Origin of the sequence: Pseudomonas sp. FP215 (genome assembly GCF_030687795.1) — a bacterium.
Taxonomy (GTDB): Bacteria; Pseudomonadota; Gammaproteobacteria; order Pseudomonadales; family Pseudomonadaceae; genus Aquipseudomonas; species Aquipseudomonas salmasensis.
This window is the reverse complement of sequence record NZ_CP117447.1, coordinates 1,702,461-1,721,381: the sequence shown is the minus strand read 5'-3', so window position 1 is coordinate 1,721,381 and position 18,921 is coordinate 1,702,461. Positions and strand designations below refer to the sequence as shown.

Genomic DNA, 18,921 nt, shown 5'->3' with positions numbered 1-18,921 from the left:
TACGCACGCGAAAATCCGCTCCCGATAGCACAGCCTAAGCTAAATCAACGTACTTGTTGCAAGTGTCCGTACAGTTTGGCGTACAACCCGCCATCGGCAATCAACTGCTGATGGTCGCCGTCCTCGGCAATGTGCCCGCCATCGAACACCAACACTCGGTCAGCCTGCTTCACCGCAGACAGCCGGTGGGCGATGATCAGTGTAGTACGCCCACTGAGAAACCGCGCCAGTGCCTGGTGCAGGTTGTACTCGGTGGCCGCGTCCAATGCAGACGTGGCCTCATCCAGAATCACCACTTTAGGCTCGGCAAGCACCATGCGGGCAATGGCCAGGCGTTGGCGCTGGCCCCCGGAAAAACGCACGCCCGAGCGCCCGACCACGCTGTCCAGGCCCAAAGGCAGTGCTTTGACAGTAGCATCCAGTTGGGCGATTTCCAACGCCTGCCAGCAGGCTTGATCGGTGCGGGTACGGCCCATGGTCAGATTGGCGCGCACGGTGTCGTTGAACAGCGCCGGGTGTTGCAGCACCACCGCGACGTTCTCGCGGATGGTCTCCAGGCCGATCTCCTGCTGGGTGGCAGCGCCAAAACGAATACTGCCGGCCTGGGGCGTATAGAGCCCCAGCAACAGTTGCACCAGGGTGCTTTTGCCGCCGCCGCTGGCGCCGACAATTGCCACCTTTTCACCCGGTGCGATGGCCAGGTTCAACTGGTTGAGCACCAGGTCTTCGCCGTAGCCAAAGTCGAGGCCACGCACTTCGATGCCGACCGTCTCGCGCCCGCTGAACGGGTCTGCGCCGCCTGGGTATTGCGGTTCATCGGCACGCGCCAGCAGCTCGTTGATCCGCGACAGCGCGCCGCCCGCCGCGTAATAGGCGTATTGCAGGTTCAGCAGTTGTTCCACCGGGCCGATCATGAACCACAGGTAACTGAATACCGCGAGCATCTGGCCGATGGACAGGTCGGAAAACAGCACGGTGAGCATGGCCGCGGCGCGGAAGATGTCGATGCCGAACTGGAACAGCAAGCCACTGGCGCGGCTCGACGCGTCGGTTTTCCACTGGGAATGAATGGCGTAGTCACGCACTTCCTGGGCACGTTGGCCCAGGCGCCCGAGGAAAAAGCCCTGGCGGTTGCCGGCGCGCACTTCCTGGATGGCATCCAGGGTTTCGGTCAGCGCCTGGGTAAAGCGTGAAGTACTGTCGTTTTCCAGCTTCTTGAGATGCTTGACGCGCTTGCCCAACTGCACCGTGGCGTAGATCACCAACGGGTTGAACAACAGGATCAACAACGCCAGTTGCCAATGCATCCACACCAGGATCGCCGAGGTGCCGACCAGGGTCAGCATCGCCACCAGGAAGCGGCTGAGGGTTTCGCCGACGAATTTGTCCAGGGTGTCCAGGTCGGTCACCAGGTGGGTGGTGACCGTACCGCTGCCCAGGCTTTCGTACTCACCCAGTGAGATACGCTTGAGACGTTCGATCAGGCGCACGCGGATGCGGTACACGATGTCCTTGGCCAAGCGCGCAAACAGCCGCGCCTGCACCACGTTGAACACCAGCGCGCCGCAGCGCAGGGCCAGGGTGACCAAGAGCATCAGGCCGATATAGCCAGCAGCTTTTTGCCAACCCAGGGGCAGCGCGTGGTTCATCACCTTGAGGGCCGCATCGCCATGGCCCAGCAGCACTTCGTCCACCAGCAACGGCAACAACAGCGGGATAGGCACGCTGCACAGGGTGGCGAGCACGGCGACGCCGTTGGCGACCCACAGGGATTTCTTGTGACGCAGGGCCAGGCGGCGAATTTCCGCCCAGGTCAGGCGGTCGGTGCGTGGAGGCTGTTCATACACAGGCAGCTCGCTCCAGCCATCGACCCAGTAGCGGCGACAGCTCGGACAGCGGCTGGTAACCATTGGTCAGCAAGGCCAACTGGCCGTTGCGCTCGGCCAGCAGGGTCGGGAACCCGGCAATGCCCAGGTCCTGCACCCAGGTAAAATCAGCCGCCGTGGCCGCGTGCTGATCGGCACGGTCGAACTCGCCGGCAAACTCGATGCGTGGAATACCGGCCTGCTCGGCCAGTTCCACCAGCACAGGGGCCAGGGTCACGTCCCGACCTTCGACATAGAACGCGCGCTGGATCAGCCCCAGCAGCTTCCAGGCACAATCCGGCGCCAGGCTGCGTGCGGTGACGATCGCGCGGCACGCAGGCTCCGTGTCGTAGACAAACCCGTCGGGCAACGCGCCTTCTCGCTTGAACGGCTGGCCGGTGGCGTCGGTGACGGCCTGCCAGTGTTCAAGGATGTAGCGCCGGGTAGTCGGCTCCAGCGCCGCGCCGCTGCCGGTGCGCAAGCCGCCCACCACCAGGTGCACGTCCACGCCGGCCGCCTGGGCCTGCTCTACCAGCGCTTGTGCCACCGGGGCAAAGCCCCAGCACCAGGAACACATCGGGTCCATTACATAGAGCAGGCGCGCAGACATGGCTCAGGCCTCGGAAGGGGTTTGCTTGTAGTTGTAACCAATCGGGTGCGGCATGTTGCGGGCCTTGGCCAGTTCGATCTGCTTCTGGCGGTCGATCGCACTGCGACGGGTCTTCTCCGGCAGCTTATCCCAGCAATGGGGGCAACTGATGCCGGCCACATAATGCTCAGAGGTGCGGTCTTCTACGCTCACGGGTGTGCGGCAGGCATGACATTGATCGTAGTCGCCTTCGCTCAAGTCGTGGCGCACGGTCACGCGATTGTCGAACACAAAGCAGTCGCCCTGCCATTTGGTTTCTTCCTGGGGCACCTCTTCGAGGTACTTCAGGATACCGCCCTTGAGGTGGTAGACCTCATCGAAGCCTTCGCTGAGCATGTAGCTCGACGCCTTCTCACAGCGAATGCCGCCGGTGCAGAACATGGCGACCTTCTTGTGCTTGGCCGGGTCGAAGTTGGCTTTGATGTAGTCGGGAAATTCGCGAAAACTGGTGGTTTTCGGGTCGATTGCGCCTTCGAACGTGCCAATCGACACCTCGTAGTCGTTACGGGTGTCGATCAACAATACTTCCGGGTCGCTGATCAGCGCGTTCCAATCCTGCGGGTCGACGTAGGTACCGACCTTTTTGTTCGGGTCGACGCCTTCAACGCCCAGGGTCACGATCTCTTTCTTGAGCTTGACCTTGGTGCGATAGAACGGCTGGTCGTCGCAGTAGGATTCCTTGTGGTCGATGTCGACCATGCGCGGGTCTTTTTTCAGCCAGGCCATCAGGCCGTCAATGCCTTCGCGGCTGCCGGAAACGGTGCCGTTGATGCCTTCTTCGGCGATCAGCAAGGTGCCTTTGATGCCGTTATCGACCATCGCCTGCAACAGGGGCTCGCGCAGGGCGACGTAATCTTCGAGGGTGACGAACTTATACAGTGCCGCCACGACAATCGGTTGAGTCATGGGTGTTCTCTCCAGGTGGCTACCCTCGTAAGGGGTGAACCGGATGCAAAAAGGCGTCGCTCAGGCGACGCGGCGCGCATTCTAGCAAAACCACGCCGCCACCGCATCGGCATGCAGCCGCTGAAATGCCCTCAACGGTGTGGGTTACGTACCCCCTCCACGCGGTACCGCGGGCCACCGAGATGGCTGAACATCAATCGATAGGCACCACGCCCGCGAGAAGAGGCGTAGCCATGCAAATCAGCGGACCATAGTTGGTCTCTGTGAGCATGCCAATGAACCGCGCCGAACCGCCCTTCACGCAAGTGGCTGAGGGTAAGGGCAATACTGCGACGCTCGCGGCCCGATAGTTGGGTATCTACAAGCCTCGCGGTGTCGAACTCCATCTGCGGGGCAGCGGCTCTCGCTGCTGCCGGCGCTACCCACGGCACCTGCGCCTGTGCTTGCCGACCACCACGTGCGCGACTTGAACCAGCCACCGGTGTCGTCACCCCAACCTCGAACGCCCTTGACCCCGCCTGCCGACTGCTCGCGGCAGCGGACTCACGCTCTGGGCTTCGCAGCACTATCGCGCTATAGCCCATGCGTTTCAACTCAGGCATCGGGTTACGACTCTCCCTTAGTATGCGAGCGACGTCTCTGGACAGGTCCACAGGCCCCACGTAGCCACGCAGGGTCCCCTGACGCTGACTGACGTAAAAGGTAATGCCTTCTTCAGCGTGACGGCGCGCATAGACAAAATTCACCAACCGCTCCGTTTCTTCGTGACTCAGCCCACTCTCCTGCGCCGCCGCGATCGCCGCCTCCGAAATATTCCTGGCGAACTGTTCTTCCTGTTGTTGCGCTGCACTGGCCATGGCCTGCGGTTGCCTGCTTTGATAGGCACTGAAGCGGCTGGCACCAAACAGTAAGCCTCCCACCAGAGCCCCCACGGCAGCCCCCGCCCCCCCATTGCCCAGCAGCGCTCCCGCCCCCAGGCCCAGCAAGACCAGCACCAGGATCATCACGATTTCGTCCTGTAACTTGATATTTTCCATGGCGGCAGGCTGCAACCCCATTGAATCAACGAACGTGACCGGGTTGTTAAACGCCATGAGATAAGGATTGAGCTGCGCGCCTCCCCCTGCGGGGTCGGGGTTTATCCAGCGCTGCAACCATGGGGCGTAGTAGCGCAAACCGTAGTAATACAAACCGCTGCCATCACGCTCCTTGCCGGAGTATCGGCGGGTTTTGTAGCTGCCCTCCACCGCGTTGCGCGATGCCCACCACGCCGTCCCCCCATACGGAAAATAACTCTCCTGGCTCAGTAACTCAGCCTGTTCGCCCACCTCCAACCCATGACTTGACTGCTGATCCTTCAGGCAAAAGCGCAGGGTCTCATCGGCTGCCGCCTTATCGAGTCCCACCTCCCATTGCAAGACCTCCACCGTGCAACATGCCACTTCAAGACGCACTACATTGAGCTTACGCAACGGCCGATGGCGCAGTTCCAGGCCTGGCAGGTAATACACACGAGCCGTTTGCAGACTGCCAGCAACCTTCTGGCGAGTCAGCTTGAGCGCACGCTGGCCGTCGCTTGCATACACATAAGCCTCCTCATCCGAGTCCTCTTTCTCGCGCTGAATTGTCGTGACCCTGGACAACTGATTACGCACATTCCACGCCATCGGCAAACCACGCCCAAGCTGTTTCTGGTTGCCATTGGCATCAAAACCCTGCGCTAACTCGCCAACCGGATGCTCGCTCGACAACGCGCGATTACTGCCCGTTGCGACTTGCATGTCGCGGGTGTAGCCGACACCACTGGAGGGCACGTGGCGCAGCCGAGTCAGGTTGCCCCCCTCGTCATAGGCATAGTACTGGGCGTAGGTGCGCCATAGACCGGTATCGGTTGAACCGAACGAAATACGCGAGGGGAGCGCCGGCCCAATGGCGGCGGCGACACTTTCCCGGCCCGCCGCCTGGGTCAATTGGTACAGCGAGTCATATTCGTAGTGATATGAAGCCTCCACTTGCGTGTTGTGGCTCCATTTCGTCGGTTGTGCCTGATCCTGCAGGTTTGAAATATTGCCCACCGGATCATAGTCGTAGCTCAAATCCTGTAACGGCGCTGCCCGCTCATTTTTGCGATGGGCCACCAGTCGGCGCATACGACCATCCTCGGCCCGATAAGTGGCCAGGCTGCTCACGCCATTGCCCAACAGGGCCTCCTCCACCTGACCGGCTGCATTGTAGACGTAGCGCTCTATCACGGTCTTGCGCGCGCCACTTTTCAAGGTCAGGTGAATATGTTTCACCTGTCCGTCCAGACCATAGGCAAAGTGCCGAACATTACCCTTGGCGTCGACCTGTTCCAAGGTGCCGCCAAGGACGTCAAACACCCAGCGTGTAGCGTAATGCGCGCTTTCCAACTGCGGGTTCTGATCGGCCTGGGCAAGCGGCCAGTCAACATCGCCAGGCGCCTCGCGAAACCGCCGCGTTTGCCCAAGCACTTGTCCAGTGATCCCATACTGGTCGTACACCTGCGTGCCCGCCGGGTCGGCATGGTGTACCAAACGGCCGCTGCGGTTAAGTGCGCGGTGCTCGGGTGTTGGCGTGGCATACACCAGGCGTTCGACACATCGGGGGCGCGCGTGGTCGCCAGCTTGTTCGAACACCGCCACCGGACGCTGCAAAGCATCGTAGTCGTGGCGCTGATAAGCACCCCGCCCGTCCCAGGCATGCAACAGTTGCCCGGAGGGCGCCGACAGCATCAGCCGCATGCCTGCATCCACATCGTTGCGGCGAATCAGCGTACCGGACAGGCTGTACACCGACACCTGATTCGCCTCGGTCAATGGTTCGCGGGATTTAAGGGTATGCAGACGAGGGTCCCACTGCTCAAGCATCAGGCCGCTGGCCCCATAGACTTGACGCCTGATACGGGCCGTCGGAGCAGCCTGAGGGGTAGCGCGCAGATAAGCGACACTACGGACCGCCAACCCACGGGGGTCAAATGCCACAAGCGAGGGTGTGTTTCGATGAAGTGAAGTAGACATGATCACATGACCTGAGTTGCACAATGGTCAGAAAGCCTAGGACTCATGTCTTGCAGCGAGGTGGTATCGGTGTACGGGCACCTCAACCGGCGGGCGCCGACGCTGCCTGTAAATACCTATACCTGACGCCATTAACCTGCGTGATAGCGTTTTTCATTGCCCGCCGGCCCCATCGGCGGGCGTGAAGGAACGTATGAATATGCAAACCGACAACAGCCCGTTGCTCGCTCAACTGATTGATCACTCACGCCCGCCCGCTCCCGGTCGGGACGATTTCAAGACCGCCCTGCGGCGCCTCAACATTCACTCGATATTGGACATCGTACGTTTGTCCGAAGAGGCCTTTACCGAGCAACTGAAAAAGTACAACGATGACGATGCCCACACGGTGTATCTCAAGGCCCAGAACGCTGCCACGCAACTGGAAACCTTATTTCGCGAACAGCAAGTCTCGCCTCCCGCTTCTTCACCGCGCAATAAACGCAGTATCCCCCCCGAGACCAGCGCAATCTACCAGGCCTTGTTCCAGGAAAAGTGGGACCAGTTCTGCTCCAGTTCGTCTATTGCAGCGCTCGATTCACCGATTGCCTACCTGCGGGCGCTCTATTTATTCGCCCTGCAGCTGGAAGAAAACACCAAGGACACCCGCGCACTCAAGCTGTCGCAGCGACGCCCGGAACTCAAAGACCTGGTACTCAACCAACATAGCGTTTCGGGCCAGGTTCCCATGTTGTCGATCGTCAACCAGATCCTGCTCAAAAATATCGCGCAGGCCAAAGAAGAAGATACCTATAAGGTGCTGAGTGAAACCTGGTACCCGTTTTCTCTGCCCTATCACTTCCACCATCAGCAATGCCAACAGGGCTTGTCGGGCGACAAGCCGGCGCTGGGTGAGTTGAACTATCGCATCAGTCGCCAGTTGCCGCTGGCGGAAGAAACCAGCAGTTACGGGCAGGTCGGCGAACAGAACAACGAGGTCCAATGTCAGTTATCGGGGTTGAGCCCTCAACAACAGACACTGCTGAAAAGTAGCTGGGTAGCCGAAACGGGCGCGAAAGCGTTCTATCACAACTATTACAACTGGAAGTCTGATCTGATCGGACCGGCAAAACTCACTGACTTTCTGAGCCACACACAACTGGATGCCGACCAGCTTCAGGCACTGCTTGCACTACAGACTCAGTCACCACGCCAATCGCCTAACTGCAAGCAAAAAACCAGCCTCAGCTACGGTGCGTGCTACATCAACGGCACGACCACCCCCGCTATCAGCCTGGACAACGCCAAGCTGACCAACATCAGCCTTGAGCGCTTCGACAGGCTGCAACGCATGATTCGTCTACAGCGCTGGCTCGGCCTGCCTTTCGCGCAATTGGACACCCTGATAGTCAGCGCCATGCGCTGCGAAGGCAATCGCAACAACACGCTGCTGATCACCCATAACACCCTCCGAGCGCTGGGGGTCTTTTGCTATTTGAGCAAACGCTACACATTGCAAGCCGAAGAGTTTGCTGCCTGGCTTCATCAATTACCCGTTCATGCCTCAGGCGACCGCGTGTCATTGTTCGACCAGGTATTTAATCGCACCGGGTCTGCCCTGCCGCCCCTGTATCTGGACAGTGCCAGGTTCGACGATACCACCCGGCAACAGCTCTGCGCTGGGTTGGGCCTGCAAGACACCCAGGATTCGCTTCAACTACTGATCAACCCCAACAAGCCTGCAACCCGTACGATCGAGACAGTCAGCGAGATCTATCGGCAAGCAAGAATCGCTCGCCTGTTTGGGGTATCGGTCGTGGAATGCCGACAACTGGTGCAAATGCTCGGGAATGCGAACCTTCTCATGCAGTTGCGCAACCCAACGTTACGCAACAAACCGAAGGGCATGACTGACTTTCTCGATGTGCTCATGCAACTGGAATGGGCCAGCCGTTGGTTTAAAGAAAACGGCAGCAGCCTGGCGTTGCTCAGATGCCAACTATTGCTGGATCGCCAGGTCCAGGACCCGGTCATCAATCAGCTATTGAAGGAGTTCGCCCTCTATGACCAAGCGTCCCTTTCCAAAGCGTTGCAACCGCTTGATCTTCCTCAGCAACCCATTGACGAAAAAGACCGTTTACCCGCCGTTGACTGGGAAGCCTTGGCCTATACGGCGCTGCAACAGATGCGTCCCAGTAACAACATCGAGACAGCGCTCGATCAGGTGCTCTCTTCCGTTCAAATCAGCACGGCGCCTGCCCGTACGACACAGTTGATCAACCAAGCTAAGTCCAAGCTCCACACATTGCTGAGCACGGTGCGTGATGAGTTGTGGTCTTTATATCTACGCCTTAAAGCAATCATCCAAGCCGTCCCACAAGCCCCAAGCGATGCCAACGGCTATCAGAAATACGACAATGACCAGCATTTCCTGCGTTTATATGCCCCCGCTGCTGCGCCGCTGCAAACCCTCAGTTATCTGATACTGCTGTTACCTCACGCCGCCGATATTCTGCAACTTCCCCTCAGCTCACAAGCACTTCACCAGTTCCTGGTCAATCCGCACTGGCTCGCGCGCAAGTACAAGATGCCCTCGCTGCTTGAACTGACCCCGTACAACCTCTACCTCATGCAGCAGTTCAAACATTGCATCCACCACTGCGGCCTGACGGAAGAGCAGCTTCTGAACTACTTCGAACACGCCAATGCCCTGCCCAACAGCACTGCGCAAAACACCAGCGAAGACACGAACGAGCATCTCGCTCAACTTTTAGGTTGGAGTGCCAGTGAAATCGATGTGTTCAGCAACCAACTCAAACCTCCACGCATTACCTCAATGAACCGCCTGGACTGGGTGCTGCGCTGCCGCCGAGCCAGCATCGACACAGGCCTGCCTGCCAACATGCTGATCAAAGCCAGCGAACTGAAAGCCGACTCTGCGTTTGCTGACTGGAAGAGCGTCGGTGAGGCGATCACCAGTGCGTATCCATAACCCATTCACACACTACTCACATTCGACCTGTTCAAGGATTGATCATGTCTCACTCGCTTAATCAACAGCTCAATGAAAGCCTGCGCGACGCCATGCTCGCGTACTACCTGACCTACAAGGTACCTACCGACTTAAAGGAAAAGATCACCCTTGCCGACGACCTTTACGAATACTGGCTGCTCGACGTACAAGTCAGCCAAGCCGTACCGACCAGTCCGGTAGCCTGTGCCATCTCCAGCCTGCAGCAGTACATCACGCGCATCCAGCTCGGCCTGGAACCTGGCTATGAAAAGCAGGGCATGACCGCACCACAAGACAAATTATGGCGCGAACAGTTACACACCTACGCACTCTGGAACGCCAACCAGCAGTTGCACTATCACCCCGCCAACTACTTGGACCCGACATTACGGCGTGACAAAACCGACAGCTTTGAGCAGTTGGAAAACGACCTGAGCCAGTATCGAATCCAAGCGGATACCGTCACCACGGCGGTTCAGAATTACCTGGCCAGGTTCGAGGAAACCGCCAACATACGCACGATCAACGGTTATATCGACGCCGATGTGGGCAACCTGTATAGCGGCATCTATTACTTCGTCGGTAAATCGAGCTCGGCAAACACCTACTACTGGCGCTCCCTCGACCTGTCCAAGCGCGCTGGCTCGGTACTTTTCCAGGACGCCTGGTCAGACTGGGAGAACATCAACTTGTCGGTGTCTGACGCCACCGCCGAGCAAAGTATCCGGCCGGTGTATTTCAATAACCGGCTATTTTTCATCTGGGCCGAATGCATCAAACCCGCCCCCACCAGTTCCGTCCCACCGGCGCAAACAAATTCAGAGGAAAAAAAACAGCTGGCCGAATGGATCAACAGCCGCTACGTCAAGTTTCGCCTCAATTTTTCTTATAAAAAGCACGATGGCAGTTGGAGCGCACCCAAAGCGTGTATTGAGGAGCACTGTGCCACCGAAGACGTCAACGCATTGACCTCTGCCTTCCTGAAAACCATTACACAGACAGTGGCTATCGTCGACAGTAACGGCCCCCCTGTCCTATTTTTAAGTGTCCTGGCCACCAGCCGTAAAGACCCCAAACAGCAGGAGAATTTTATTGGCAAATTTTTCCAGGCTGTCCACATCGATCAGTCCTTCAATATCACCACCATCGCCGATGGCGGCAGCCCCGAGCGCTACAGCGTGCTGCCCGGCTCACAGGTGGAGGAGGAGATAAACCGGCTCCTGGAACACTTCGATCCGTCGCAGAAGAAAAAAGTGCAGGCTGTGGTTCAAGGCGAAGATCAAAGCGTGAGTGGATACTACAGCGAATTGCTGCCTGACACCGCTCGGCAATACCTCACGTTCTTTGCTCATAAAAACCAAGACAACTTGCAGTTCAAGGTAATGTCCCCAAACAAACACTCGATTTCCCCCACAGAGGAAACAATTACCGAAAACAACAACCATTGGAACTTTGAAAAAAATCGAGAAAAAATAAAAACCCCTGACGCCAGTGACGTCTCTTTTGATTCAAACACCAATGAACTCGTATTTACTTCCACCCTCAATGGCAATTTTCGGCAATCGTACAGTGTGACACTAACAAAAGCAGCGCCTAAAAATATCCGCATCGTACTGATAGTAGACGACGCACTCGATGATCCGACAGCCACTCAGCTTAAACTGACCAGCGGCTCTCAAATTACCGGCCCAACTGACACGTTAAAAACTGATTTTTACGCTCTTTATTTTAAAAACACGGCCACGCATGATGAGTTCCCCAACGCTGTCCATACCGCGAGCGGGTTACTCATCGTCGCTCAACCCAAAGACACAGACACAGACACTAGCTCGCTAGAAGATCATTACATCGATAAGAATGCGTTCATCAGCTTATATACAAGTACAGAAAATTCCATCCAGATCGCCATTGACCGTTACAGTAAATACACAGATGCAGACGCAGACGCAGACAAAAAGACGTCACTGCACTCACAAAGTACGTTGACTATCAAAAGGCCCAAAGTGAGCACCTCTGATTTGCGTGCCTACAAGCACATTATTATGAGAGCCAACTTTAAAGACTATCCATTCACCGAAAAAATCAATGCCAACTCACATAAAATCACCAACTATCAGGACGCTGTCCACGAAAGCCTCACCGGATCAACTCCCGAATTACCCACCGGGCATCGGGTCACGGCGCGTATTCCAGTAACCACGAAGGAAATAACGTCGGGCATCACCTTGATACACGGAGTGATGACGCTTGAGCCTACCAAAGAAGGCGACTCCACAATTCTCGGGTATAGCCTGAAAGCGACCACCTTGAAGTTGGCCGATTCCACCTCTGGCACACCGCTCACTCAACAACTGGCGCCGATGATCAAAAGGCTGACATCGGAAACACTCGGCACCGCCGAATTTATTGATTTCCCAACGAACACCTCTACCCCGCCTGCCGACACTCCGCTGCGCATTCGCATGAATACCTGTTTTGCCGGCAAGCTGGTCAAGGAGGCCAATGTCAGCCTTGAGCATTTGTTTTCGTTAACGCCCAAAACGTGGCAAGAACCTCCACTCACGCCAAGTGGCGCGGCAGACGACATTGACTTTAACGGGGCTCACGGCAAGTACTTCTGGGAGCTGTTCCTGTACGTGCCCTGGCTGGTTGCCCACCGCCTGAATCAGGAGCAGCAGTATGTCGAAGCCCAAGCCTGGCTCAAATACATCTTCGACCCAAGGCGGTTGGCCGATAAGGCCAGCGAACGCCCTGCATTCTGGGGGTTCAACGAGCTCGTTCGTACAGCTCCGCTCGAAGGTTACGTCAGCCACGACCCACACAAACTAGCGATTCGCTCACCGGTGCATTTTCGCAAAGCAATCTACCTGTTTTATCTCGATATACTGCTTAATCGTGGCGATGCCGCCTATCGGCAGCTCACCCCCGACAGCCTGACCCAAGCCAAACTCTGGTACACGCGAGCCAATCACTTTCTGGGGCCACGCCCCCGCGTCACCACCACTGAACCGTGGGATGAGATCACCCTCGAAAGTTTGGCGTCGAAGCGCTCTAAAGCCCTGGAAAAACTGGAGCAGGAAAACCCACCCATCAATGTCACCCCTGCGACCGAAGGCGCCGCACTGGCTTCGCTCACGGACACCGATAATCTGTGCCTACCCTTCAATACCGAGCTGGTAGCGCGCTGGGACAAGCTCGAAAGTCGCCTGCATAACCTACGGTACAATCTCGACATCACCGGCAAACCCTTGCGCCTGTCGCTGTACGCAACTCCACTTTCACCGCTCAAACTGTTGGCCAGCCGCAACAGCGGTGCCTTCGGCGCAGGCGGCGCGGCGCCGTTCACTGACGCGCAAGTCGGCCATTATCGCTTCCAGATCATGCACGGCCACGCACTCACGGCAACCGAGGCGGTGATTCAATTCGGCAACACGATGCTGAGCCTGATTGAGCGCAAGGAACAGACTGAATACCTGGAGTTGCAGCAACAACAAGCCTGGGACTTGGCCAATATCGTCGTAACCCAGCAACACCAGGCATTGTTGCTCGACGAGAAAAACCGCCAGGCACTCGGCGCCAGTCGGAGCATGATCGAATCGCGGATGCGCCACTACGAACACCTGCTCACCGAAGGCATCAGCCCCGCAGAAGCGCATGCAGGCCAACTCTATCTGATCAGTAGCGGATTCGAGACCGCAGGTTCCGCCGCCGCTGCAGGGGCCGGCATCGCGATGATAGCGCCGAACATCTTCGGTACAAGTACCGGCGGGTCGCGCTGGGAAGGCCCGTTCTATGCAGCCCAGGCCTTGGCCCAAGGCGTCGCGACGGCGTTGCGCGGCACTGCCGCAGACCTGGACCGCTCCCAGCAATTCAACCGCCGGGAGCAAGAATGGGCGCATGCCCAGGATCAGGCCCGACTCGAACTGGCCCAGGTCGACGCCCAGTTACAAGCCTATGCCGAGCAGGAAAACGCCACGCGCCTGCAATTACGCCTGGCCGAGACCTCCCTGGCCCAGGCCTGGTCGAACTACCAATTGCTGGCCAAGCGTTTTACCAGGGCCCAGCTGTATGACTGGCTCAACGCACAACTGAGCAAGTTCTACTATCAGGTTTATGACCTGAGCCTTTCCCTGTGCAGCACCGCACAAGCGTGCTGGCAGTACGAAGTCGCAGACTATGCGAGCACGTTTATCCAGCCCGGTGCCTGGAACAACAACTACCGCGGTTACTTGGCGGGTGAGGCGCTGAAGCTGTCGCTGTTGAAGATGAATGCGGCCTATTTGAACCATAACGTCCGGGACCTGGAGATCGTCAAGACCATCTCCCTGCGTCATCGCATGATCGATTGCAAAGTCACCACGCCCACAACAGGCACAACCGGCACTCAATCATCGAGTACGCAAAACAAATGGGCCGAGCATAAACGACAACTGGTCGATACCGGCACGCTGTGCTTCATGTTGTCCGAGGTTCTGTTTGAAGAGGATTACCCCAACCACATCCTGCGGCGAATAAAAGGCATCAGCGTGTCGTTGCCCGCGACGCTAGGCCCCTATGAGGACATTAAGGCGATACTGACCCAGACCCACAACGAAATCGTATTGCCCACAGGCGAGCGGCGCCGCGACATGCGTGCCCATCAGCAAATCGCACTGTCCACCGGACTGGATGACAACGGCCTGTTCACCCTCAACTTCGAGAGCAACGATCGCTACTTGCCTTTCGAATACACCGGGGCCATCTCCAACTGGACCTTGGAGTTCCCCAATCACAACCTGCAAAAAGCCGTACTCGAATCGATCAACGATATCGTCATCCACCTGCGTTACACCGCTAGGGTGCCGACGGTCAGCGGGGGCAAGGCATGAACGACGATACGCTCAACCTCCAGGTCAATACCCCGGCCCTGCCAAAAGGCGGCGGTGCCATTCAAGGCACGGGTAAGGGCTGGGGCGATATCGGCTCCAGTGGTACGGCAAGCTTTGAGATTCCCTTGCCGATCTCTCCCGCGCGCGGCTACGCACCCGCCATGTCACTGACCTACCGAAGCGGCGCCGGTAACGGCCCCTTCGGATTGGGTTGGGAGGTTGCCCTGCCGGCCGTCAGCCGGCGTACCTCCCATGGCGTGCCGGCCTACACGGAGCACGACGTACTGGTGGGCCCCGACGCGCAAATATGGCTACCCGAGCGCGACGCTGAAGGGGCGACCGTCAGCCGTTCCACGACCTCTTTCAATGGTTTGCCACTGACCATTGCCTACACGGCCACCCGGTATTTCCCCAGGGTCCAGAGCCACTTCGACCGTATCGAACACTGGCAAACGGCATCCGACACGGCGGGTTTCTGGTTGATACAGAGTGCCGATGGCAGCCAGCACTTTTACGGAAAAACCTCGCTGGCCCGGATTGCCGACCCGGACCAGACGCACCATGTGGCGCAGTGGTTGTTGCAGGAAAGCCTGAATGCCCACGGCGAGCACATTTATTATCACTACACAAAAGAAACCGACAACGCGCGCTATCCCAGGGATTGTCGCGCCCGGCATTACCTGGAAAGTGTCTGCTACGGCAACTTCACCGCCAGGGAGCAAGAGCAGCTGTATCTGTGGCAGACCGAGGATAAACCGGACGTAGGCTGGCACTTCCAATTGCTTTTTGATTATGGCGAACGCTCCCTTGATCTGGAACAGCGGCCCACGTATCAGAAAACTCAGCAATGGCCTGTGCGACCCGATCCCTGCTCGGATTTTGCCTTTGGCTTCGAGTTACGCACCCTGCGCCGCTGCAGCCAGATTCTGATGTTTCACCACTTCCCTAAAGAAACAAAAATGGGCCTCGACCCCGTGCTGTCCAAGCGCCTGCTACTGCAATACCACACATCCAGCCATGTCAGCCTGTTGAGCGGGGTGCATGAGCAAGCCTTCGACAGCGCGGGCAATAGCGTGAGCCGCCCGCCGCTGGAGTGCCTTTATCAGTCGAGCCAACTCAACGTCGACCCGAGCCGCTACCAGGCATTTGGTGCATTTCCCAAGCTGCATGACGGCGCTCGTTATCAACTGGTGGATCTGTATGGCGAAGGCTTGCCCGGTGTGTTGTATCGCGCAGATAAAAGCTGGTATTACCGCGAACCGCAGCGGCCGCAAAACCCGCAAACCCGCGACCAGGTGAGCTACGGCGAGGCCGTGGAATTAACGCGGGTGCCGGTCGCCGACAGCACTCGCCCCCTCCATCAGGCGCTGGCCGATGTGGATGGCGACGGGCGTTTGGAATGGCAGGTGGCCGGGCCCGGGATGAACGGATTTTTCAGCCTGGACGAACAGCGCAACTGGTCAGCCTATACACCGTTCGATGCATTCCCCTCGGAGTTCTTCCACCCCCAGGGCATGCTTGCTGACTTGATGGGGGCAGGTCGTCATGACTTTACGATGATCGGCCCGCGTAGCGTGCGCCTGTATGAAAATCGCCGAGCATCCGGCTTCGCCCCCGCCATCGAGGTACCGCACACGCCCGACGATGGCTTGCCGATCATTTCCGCCTCGCCCAACGAACTGGTGGCGTTCAGCGATGTACTCGCCACAGGCCAACAGCATCTGGTGCGTATCCGGCATAACGAAGTGAAATGTTGGCCGAACCTGGGTCGCGGCCGTTTTGCCCAGGGGTTTGTATTGGCCACATTGCCGTTGCGTTATCAAACGTTCAACGCGGCGCATGTACTGCTCGTCGACCTCAATGGCGGCGGTGCCGCAGACTTGCTGTATTTGAGCACCACTCATCTGAGTATTTTCCTCAACAAAGGCGGCAACGGCTTCGAGACAAAGGCGATCAACGTGCCGTGGCCAGAAGGCGTGCAGTACGACGACCACTGCCAGGTCAGCATTATCGACGTGCTCGGCCTGGGCTGTCCGAGCCTGATCCTGACCGCCGCCCACCAGACCCCCATCCATTGGCGCTACGACTTTTACAGCCAGAAGCCCTGGCTGCTCATACGCACCGACAACAACATGGGCGCTCAGGCTTCGATCAAATATCGCAGCAGTGCCCAGGAGTGGCTGGACGAAAAACGCGAGCTGCATGCCAAGGGCCAGCCTGCGATCAGCCAGTTACCCTTTGCGCTGCTGCTGGTCAGCCAACAAGCCCAACGGGACGAGATTACCGGCAACCAGTTGACCCAGCGCGTGAGTTATCGCCAGGCTTATTACGACCGCGTGGACCGTGAGTTTCGTGGCTTTGGGCTGTTGCTGCAAACCGACACCGACAGCCGCAAGGACGCCCCCCATACGCAGGGTTCCAGCGCACCCTTGCTCAGCAAAACCTGGTTTCATACCGGGCGATCCCTTGACATGCCCACCCTCGACCAGAGCACTCATGACCCGCACGCCAAGGCTCTCGGCCGCACGCTGGTCAGCCGCTACAGGGGGACGGTTCAGGCAGAGCCGCTGGAGCATCATGACGACTTGATCAGCGACCCCGCACCGGCGCTGGCACGCGAGGTGGCCCGTGCACTCAGTGGCAGGGTGCTGCGGGTCGAGCTGATGGCGGCGGAGCCGGCGCAAGGCGTCGTGCCCTACTCAGTTCACCACCAGCGGTATCTGGTCCGCGAACTCGCGCCGGCCAGTGCCCATACCCCTTACGCCCGGTTGCTGCCATTAGCCCTGGAGTCGATCAGCTATCAATATGAAGGCGTGAAAGACGATCCCCTCTGCCAGCACCAGATCAATCTGCGCTGGGATGCCTATGGTTACCTGGTGCATGGCGTGTCCCTGCATTATGCCCGCCGTAGCACCGCCGAGAGCCCACCGCCCGCCGTGCTGGTGGATGAGCACCAGCAGCGCTGGTGGCGCGATACCCATGACAACGCGCAACAGTTCTATTACCTGAGCGAAACGCTGGCGCAGCCTATTCATCTGGACGACGCACAGCAGTGGTGCCTGGGCTTGCCCTACCGCCAACGAGACAACGCCCTGGTGCTCGGCAAGGCACCGGCGCCTGGCGGGCTGGACCCTGCGCGTATCACCTATGAGGTGTTCATCGACACCCACGACGGGCCACTGGCCGCTGGGGCCAGGCGCACACTGAGCGGCTTGTCGGTGCAGCACTACCGTCAGGCCGGTGGCCTGGGTAAAACCCTGGCACCAGGCGTCGCCACTGCCCAGGCATTGACTGACTACCTGGAAACCGCCGAGCTGGATGACCAGGCCCTGAGCGCCTACAACGACATCCCGGCCATGCCCAACCAACCCAAGGTGGACCTGGTGCAAAAGCTCACCGACAGCGGCTATCACACCATGGAGCTGTTTTTTCTCTTCGACGGCGAGGCACCGCTCAAGGAAAACCGCCTGTGGTCGATTCGCCGGCATTTTCCCCGCTATGGCAAGGCCACCCAGTTTTATCGGATAAGGGCGCTGCGGGCCACCGAGGCCCATGGCGAAACAACGCTCAACTATGACCCCTATACGTTGCAAACCGTGCGCGTAAAAATGCCCGACGGTTGTGTGACCACGGCCGAATACGACTATCAAGTGATGCTGCCGATAAAAGTCGTCGACCCCAATGGCACTGTTCAAGAAGCGCTTTATGACGGTTTTGGGCAGTTGCTCGCCAGCACGTTTTACGGCAGTGAACAAGGCCTCAGAGTGGGTTTCGCTGCCCTGGAAAGCTACCGCACGCTCAACAATGTGACGCCCGAATTAGCCATCGAACAGGCGCAAAGCGTGTTGCAAGACATGGCCAGCGCGCACTGCTACGCCCCGTTCAGTTGGATGGGCAGCATCGACTTGGCCGTGGTCAAGCCTGAGTGGGTCACCAAGAACTATCTGCTCCCCAGCGGGCATATCCGCATGAGCGCGCGGGCGCGTCTGAGTGGTGGTCGCCAGCCCCTCGGCGACAGCGAAAAACAACTCAAGGCGTTGATCGATAAGGCCAGCCGCGTGCCGGTACACGGGCTCATGTCGCAAGCCGACCGCTACCCCGGCGATGCCGACCAACAGGTTCGCATGACCCTGACCTGCTGGGACGGCTTCGGCCGCTCGTTACAGACCAAGCAAAAGACCGAACCAGGCAAGGCCTATGCAGTGGACGACAAGGGCAACCTGCTGGTCGACGAGGTGGCGGATGCATCCGGCACCTTGAGCAAACAGCTGCGCCAAGTGGATGCCGCCCCCCGCTGGCGCGTCAGCGAGCGTGTCGAATACAACAACAAGGGCTTGGTCATACGTGCCTATCGCCCCTATTTCGCCAATAGCCACACCTACGTCAATGATCACTCCATGCGTGAGCTGGGCCACAGCGACCGGCAATTGTATGACCCCCTCGGACGCCCGACGCAGACGTTCACTGCCGGGGGATTCATGCGGCGTACCGCCTATTGGGCCTGGTACACCGTCAATGAGGACGAAAACGACACCCATGAAGAGCTGAACGCAAGCCAAACTACTGACTGAAGAACCATGGGCCGCGGCGCCGGCCCATTCAT

At 58.4% G+C, this 18,921-nt stretch carries 7 protein-coding genes; 3 read left to right on the top strand and 4 right to left on the bottom strand.

Translation table 11 applies throughout. The annotated features are described in order from the left end of the window. Positions 1–44: 44 nt before the first annotated feature. The 4 genes from PSH76_RS07675 to PSH76_RS07660 all read right to left on the bottom strand — a co-directional run bounded on the left by PSH76_RS07675 (position 45) and on the right by PSH76_RS07660 (position 6,458). The gene (locus PSH76_RS07675) at positions 45–1,847 is read right to left on the bottom strand and encodes an ABC transporter ATP-binding protein (RefSeq protein ID WP_032896047.1); all 1,803 of its coding nucleotides are present in this window, start codon (positions 1,845–1,847) and stop codon (positions 45–47) included. Further along, a complete protein-coding gene (locus tag PSH76_RS07670; RefSeq protein WP_032896046.1) occupies positions 1,840–2,475 on the bottom strand; it encodes a DsbA family protein in 636 nt (211 codons plus the stop codon). The genes PSH76_RS07675 and PSH76_RS07670 overlap by 8 nt, the downstream gene beginning before the upstream one ends. Positions 2,476–2,478: 3 nt before the next feature. Next, positions 2,479–3,420 (bottom strand): rhodanese-related sulfurtransferase, encoded by a 942-nt coding sequence (locus tag PSH76_RS07665; protein WP_032896045.1) that lies wholly within the window; start codon positions 3,418–3,420, stop codon positions 2,479–2,481. 131 nt (positions 3,421–3,551) lie between these two features. Beyond that, the gene (locus tag PSH76_RS07660) at positions 3,552–6,458 is read right to left on the bottom strand and encodes an RHS repeat-associated core domain-containing protein (protein WP_305494442.1); all 2,907 of its coding nucleotides are present in this window, start codon (positions 6,456–6,458) and stop codon (positions 3,552–3,554) included. 193 nt (positions 6,459–6,651) lie between these two features. Here PSH76_RS07660 and PSH76_RS07655 point away from each other — a divergent pair, with 193 nt between their 5' ends. Genes PSH76_RS07655 through PSH76_RS07645 form a run of 3 tightly spaced genes read left to right on the top strand, consistent with a single transcriptional unit; the run spans position 6,652 to position 18,889 of the window. After that, complete coding sequence (locus PSH76_RS07655; RefSeq protein WP_305493829.1) at positions 6,652–9,429, top strand: Tc toxin subunit A; 2,778 nt, start codon at positions 6,652–6,654, stop codon at positions 9,427–9,429. A gap of 44 nt (positions 9,430–9,473) precedes the next feature. Further along, positions 9,474–14,318, top strand: a complete 4,845-nt coding sequence (locus tag PSH76_RS07650; RefSeq protein ID WP_305493828.1) for a neuraminidase-like domain-containing protein — start codon at positions 9,474–9,476, stop codon at positions 14,316–14,318. Beyond that, positions 14,315–18,889: a SpvB/TcaC N-terminal domain-containing protein gene (locus tag PSH76_RS07645; RefSeq protein WP_305493827.1), complete on the top strand. Its 4,575-nt coding sequence runs from the start codon at positions 14,315–14,317 to the stop codon at positions 18,887–18,889. The genes PSH76_RS07650 and PSH76_RS07645 overlap by 4 nt, the downstream gene beginning before the upstream one ends. Positions 18,890–18,921: the final 32 nt, after the last annotated feature.

Excerpts from the sequence above, each read along its gene's own strand:
- PSH76_RS07670 (WP_032896046.1), bottom strand. The coding sequence starts at position 2,475 with ATGTCTGCGCGCCTGCTCTATGTAATGGACCCGATGTGTTCCTGGTGC.
- PSH76_RS07665 (WP_032896045.1), bottom strand. The coding sequence starts at position 3,420 with ATGACTCAACCGATTGTCGTGGCGGCACTGTATAAGTTCGTCACCCTC.
- PSH76_RS07660 (WP_305494442.1), bottom strand. The coding sequence starts at position 6,458 with ATGTCTACTTCACTTCATCGAAACACACCCTCGCTTGTGGCATTTGAC.
- PSH76_RS07655 (WP_305493829.1), top strand. The coding sequence starts at position 6,652 with ATGAATATGCAAACCGACAACAGCCCGTTGCTCGCTCAACTGATTGAT.
- PSH76_RS07650 (WP_305493828.1), top strand. The coding sequence starts at position 9,474 with ATGTCTCACTCGCTTAATCAACAGCTCAATGAAAGCCTGCGCGACGCC.
- PSH76_RS07645 (WP_305493827.1), top strand. The coding sequence starts at position 14,315 with ATGAACGACGATACGCTCAACCTCCAGGTCAATACCCCGGCCCTGCCA.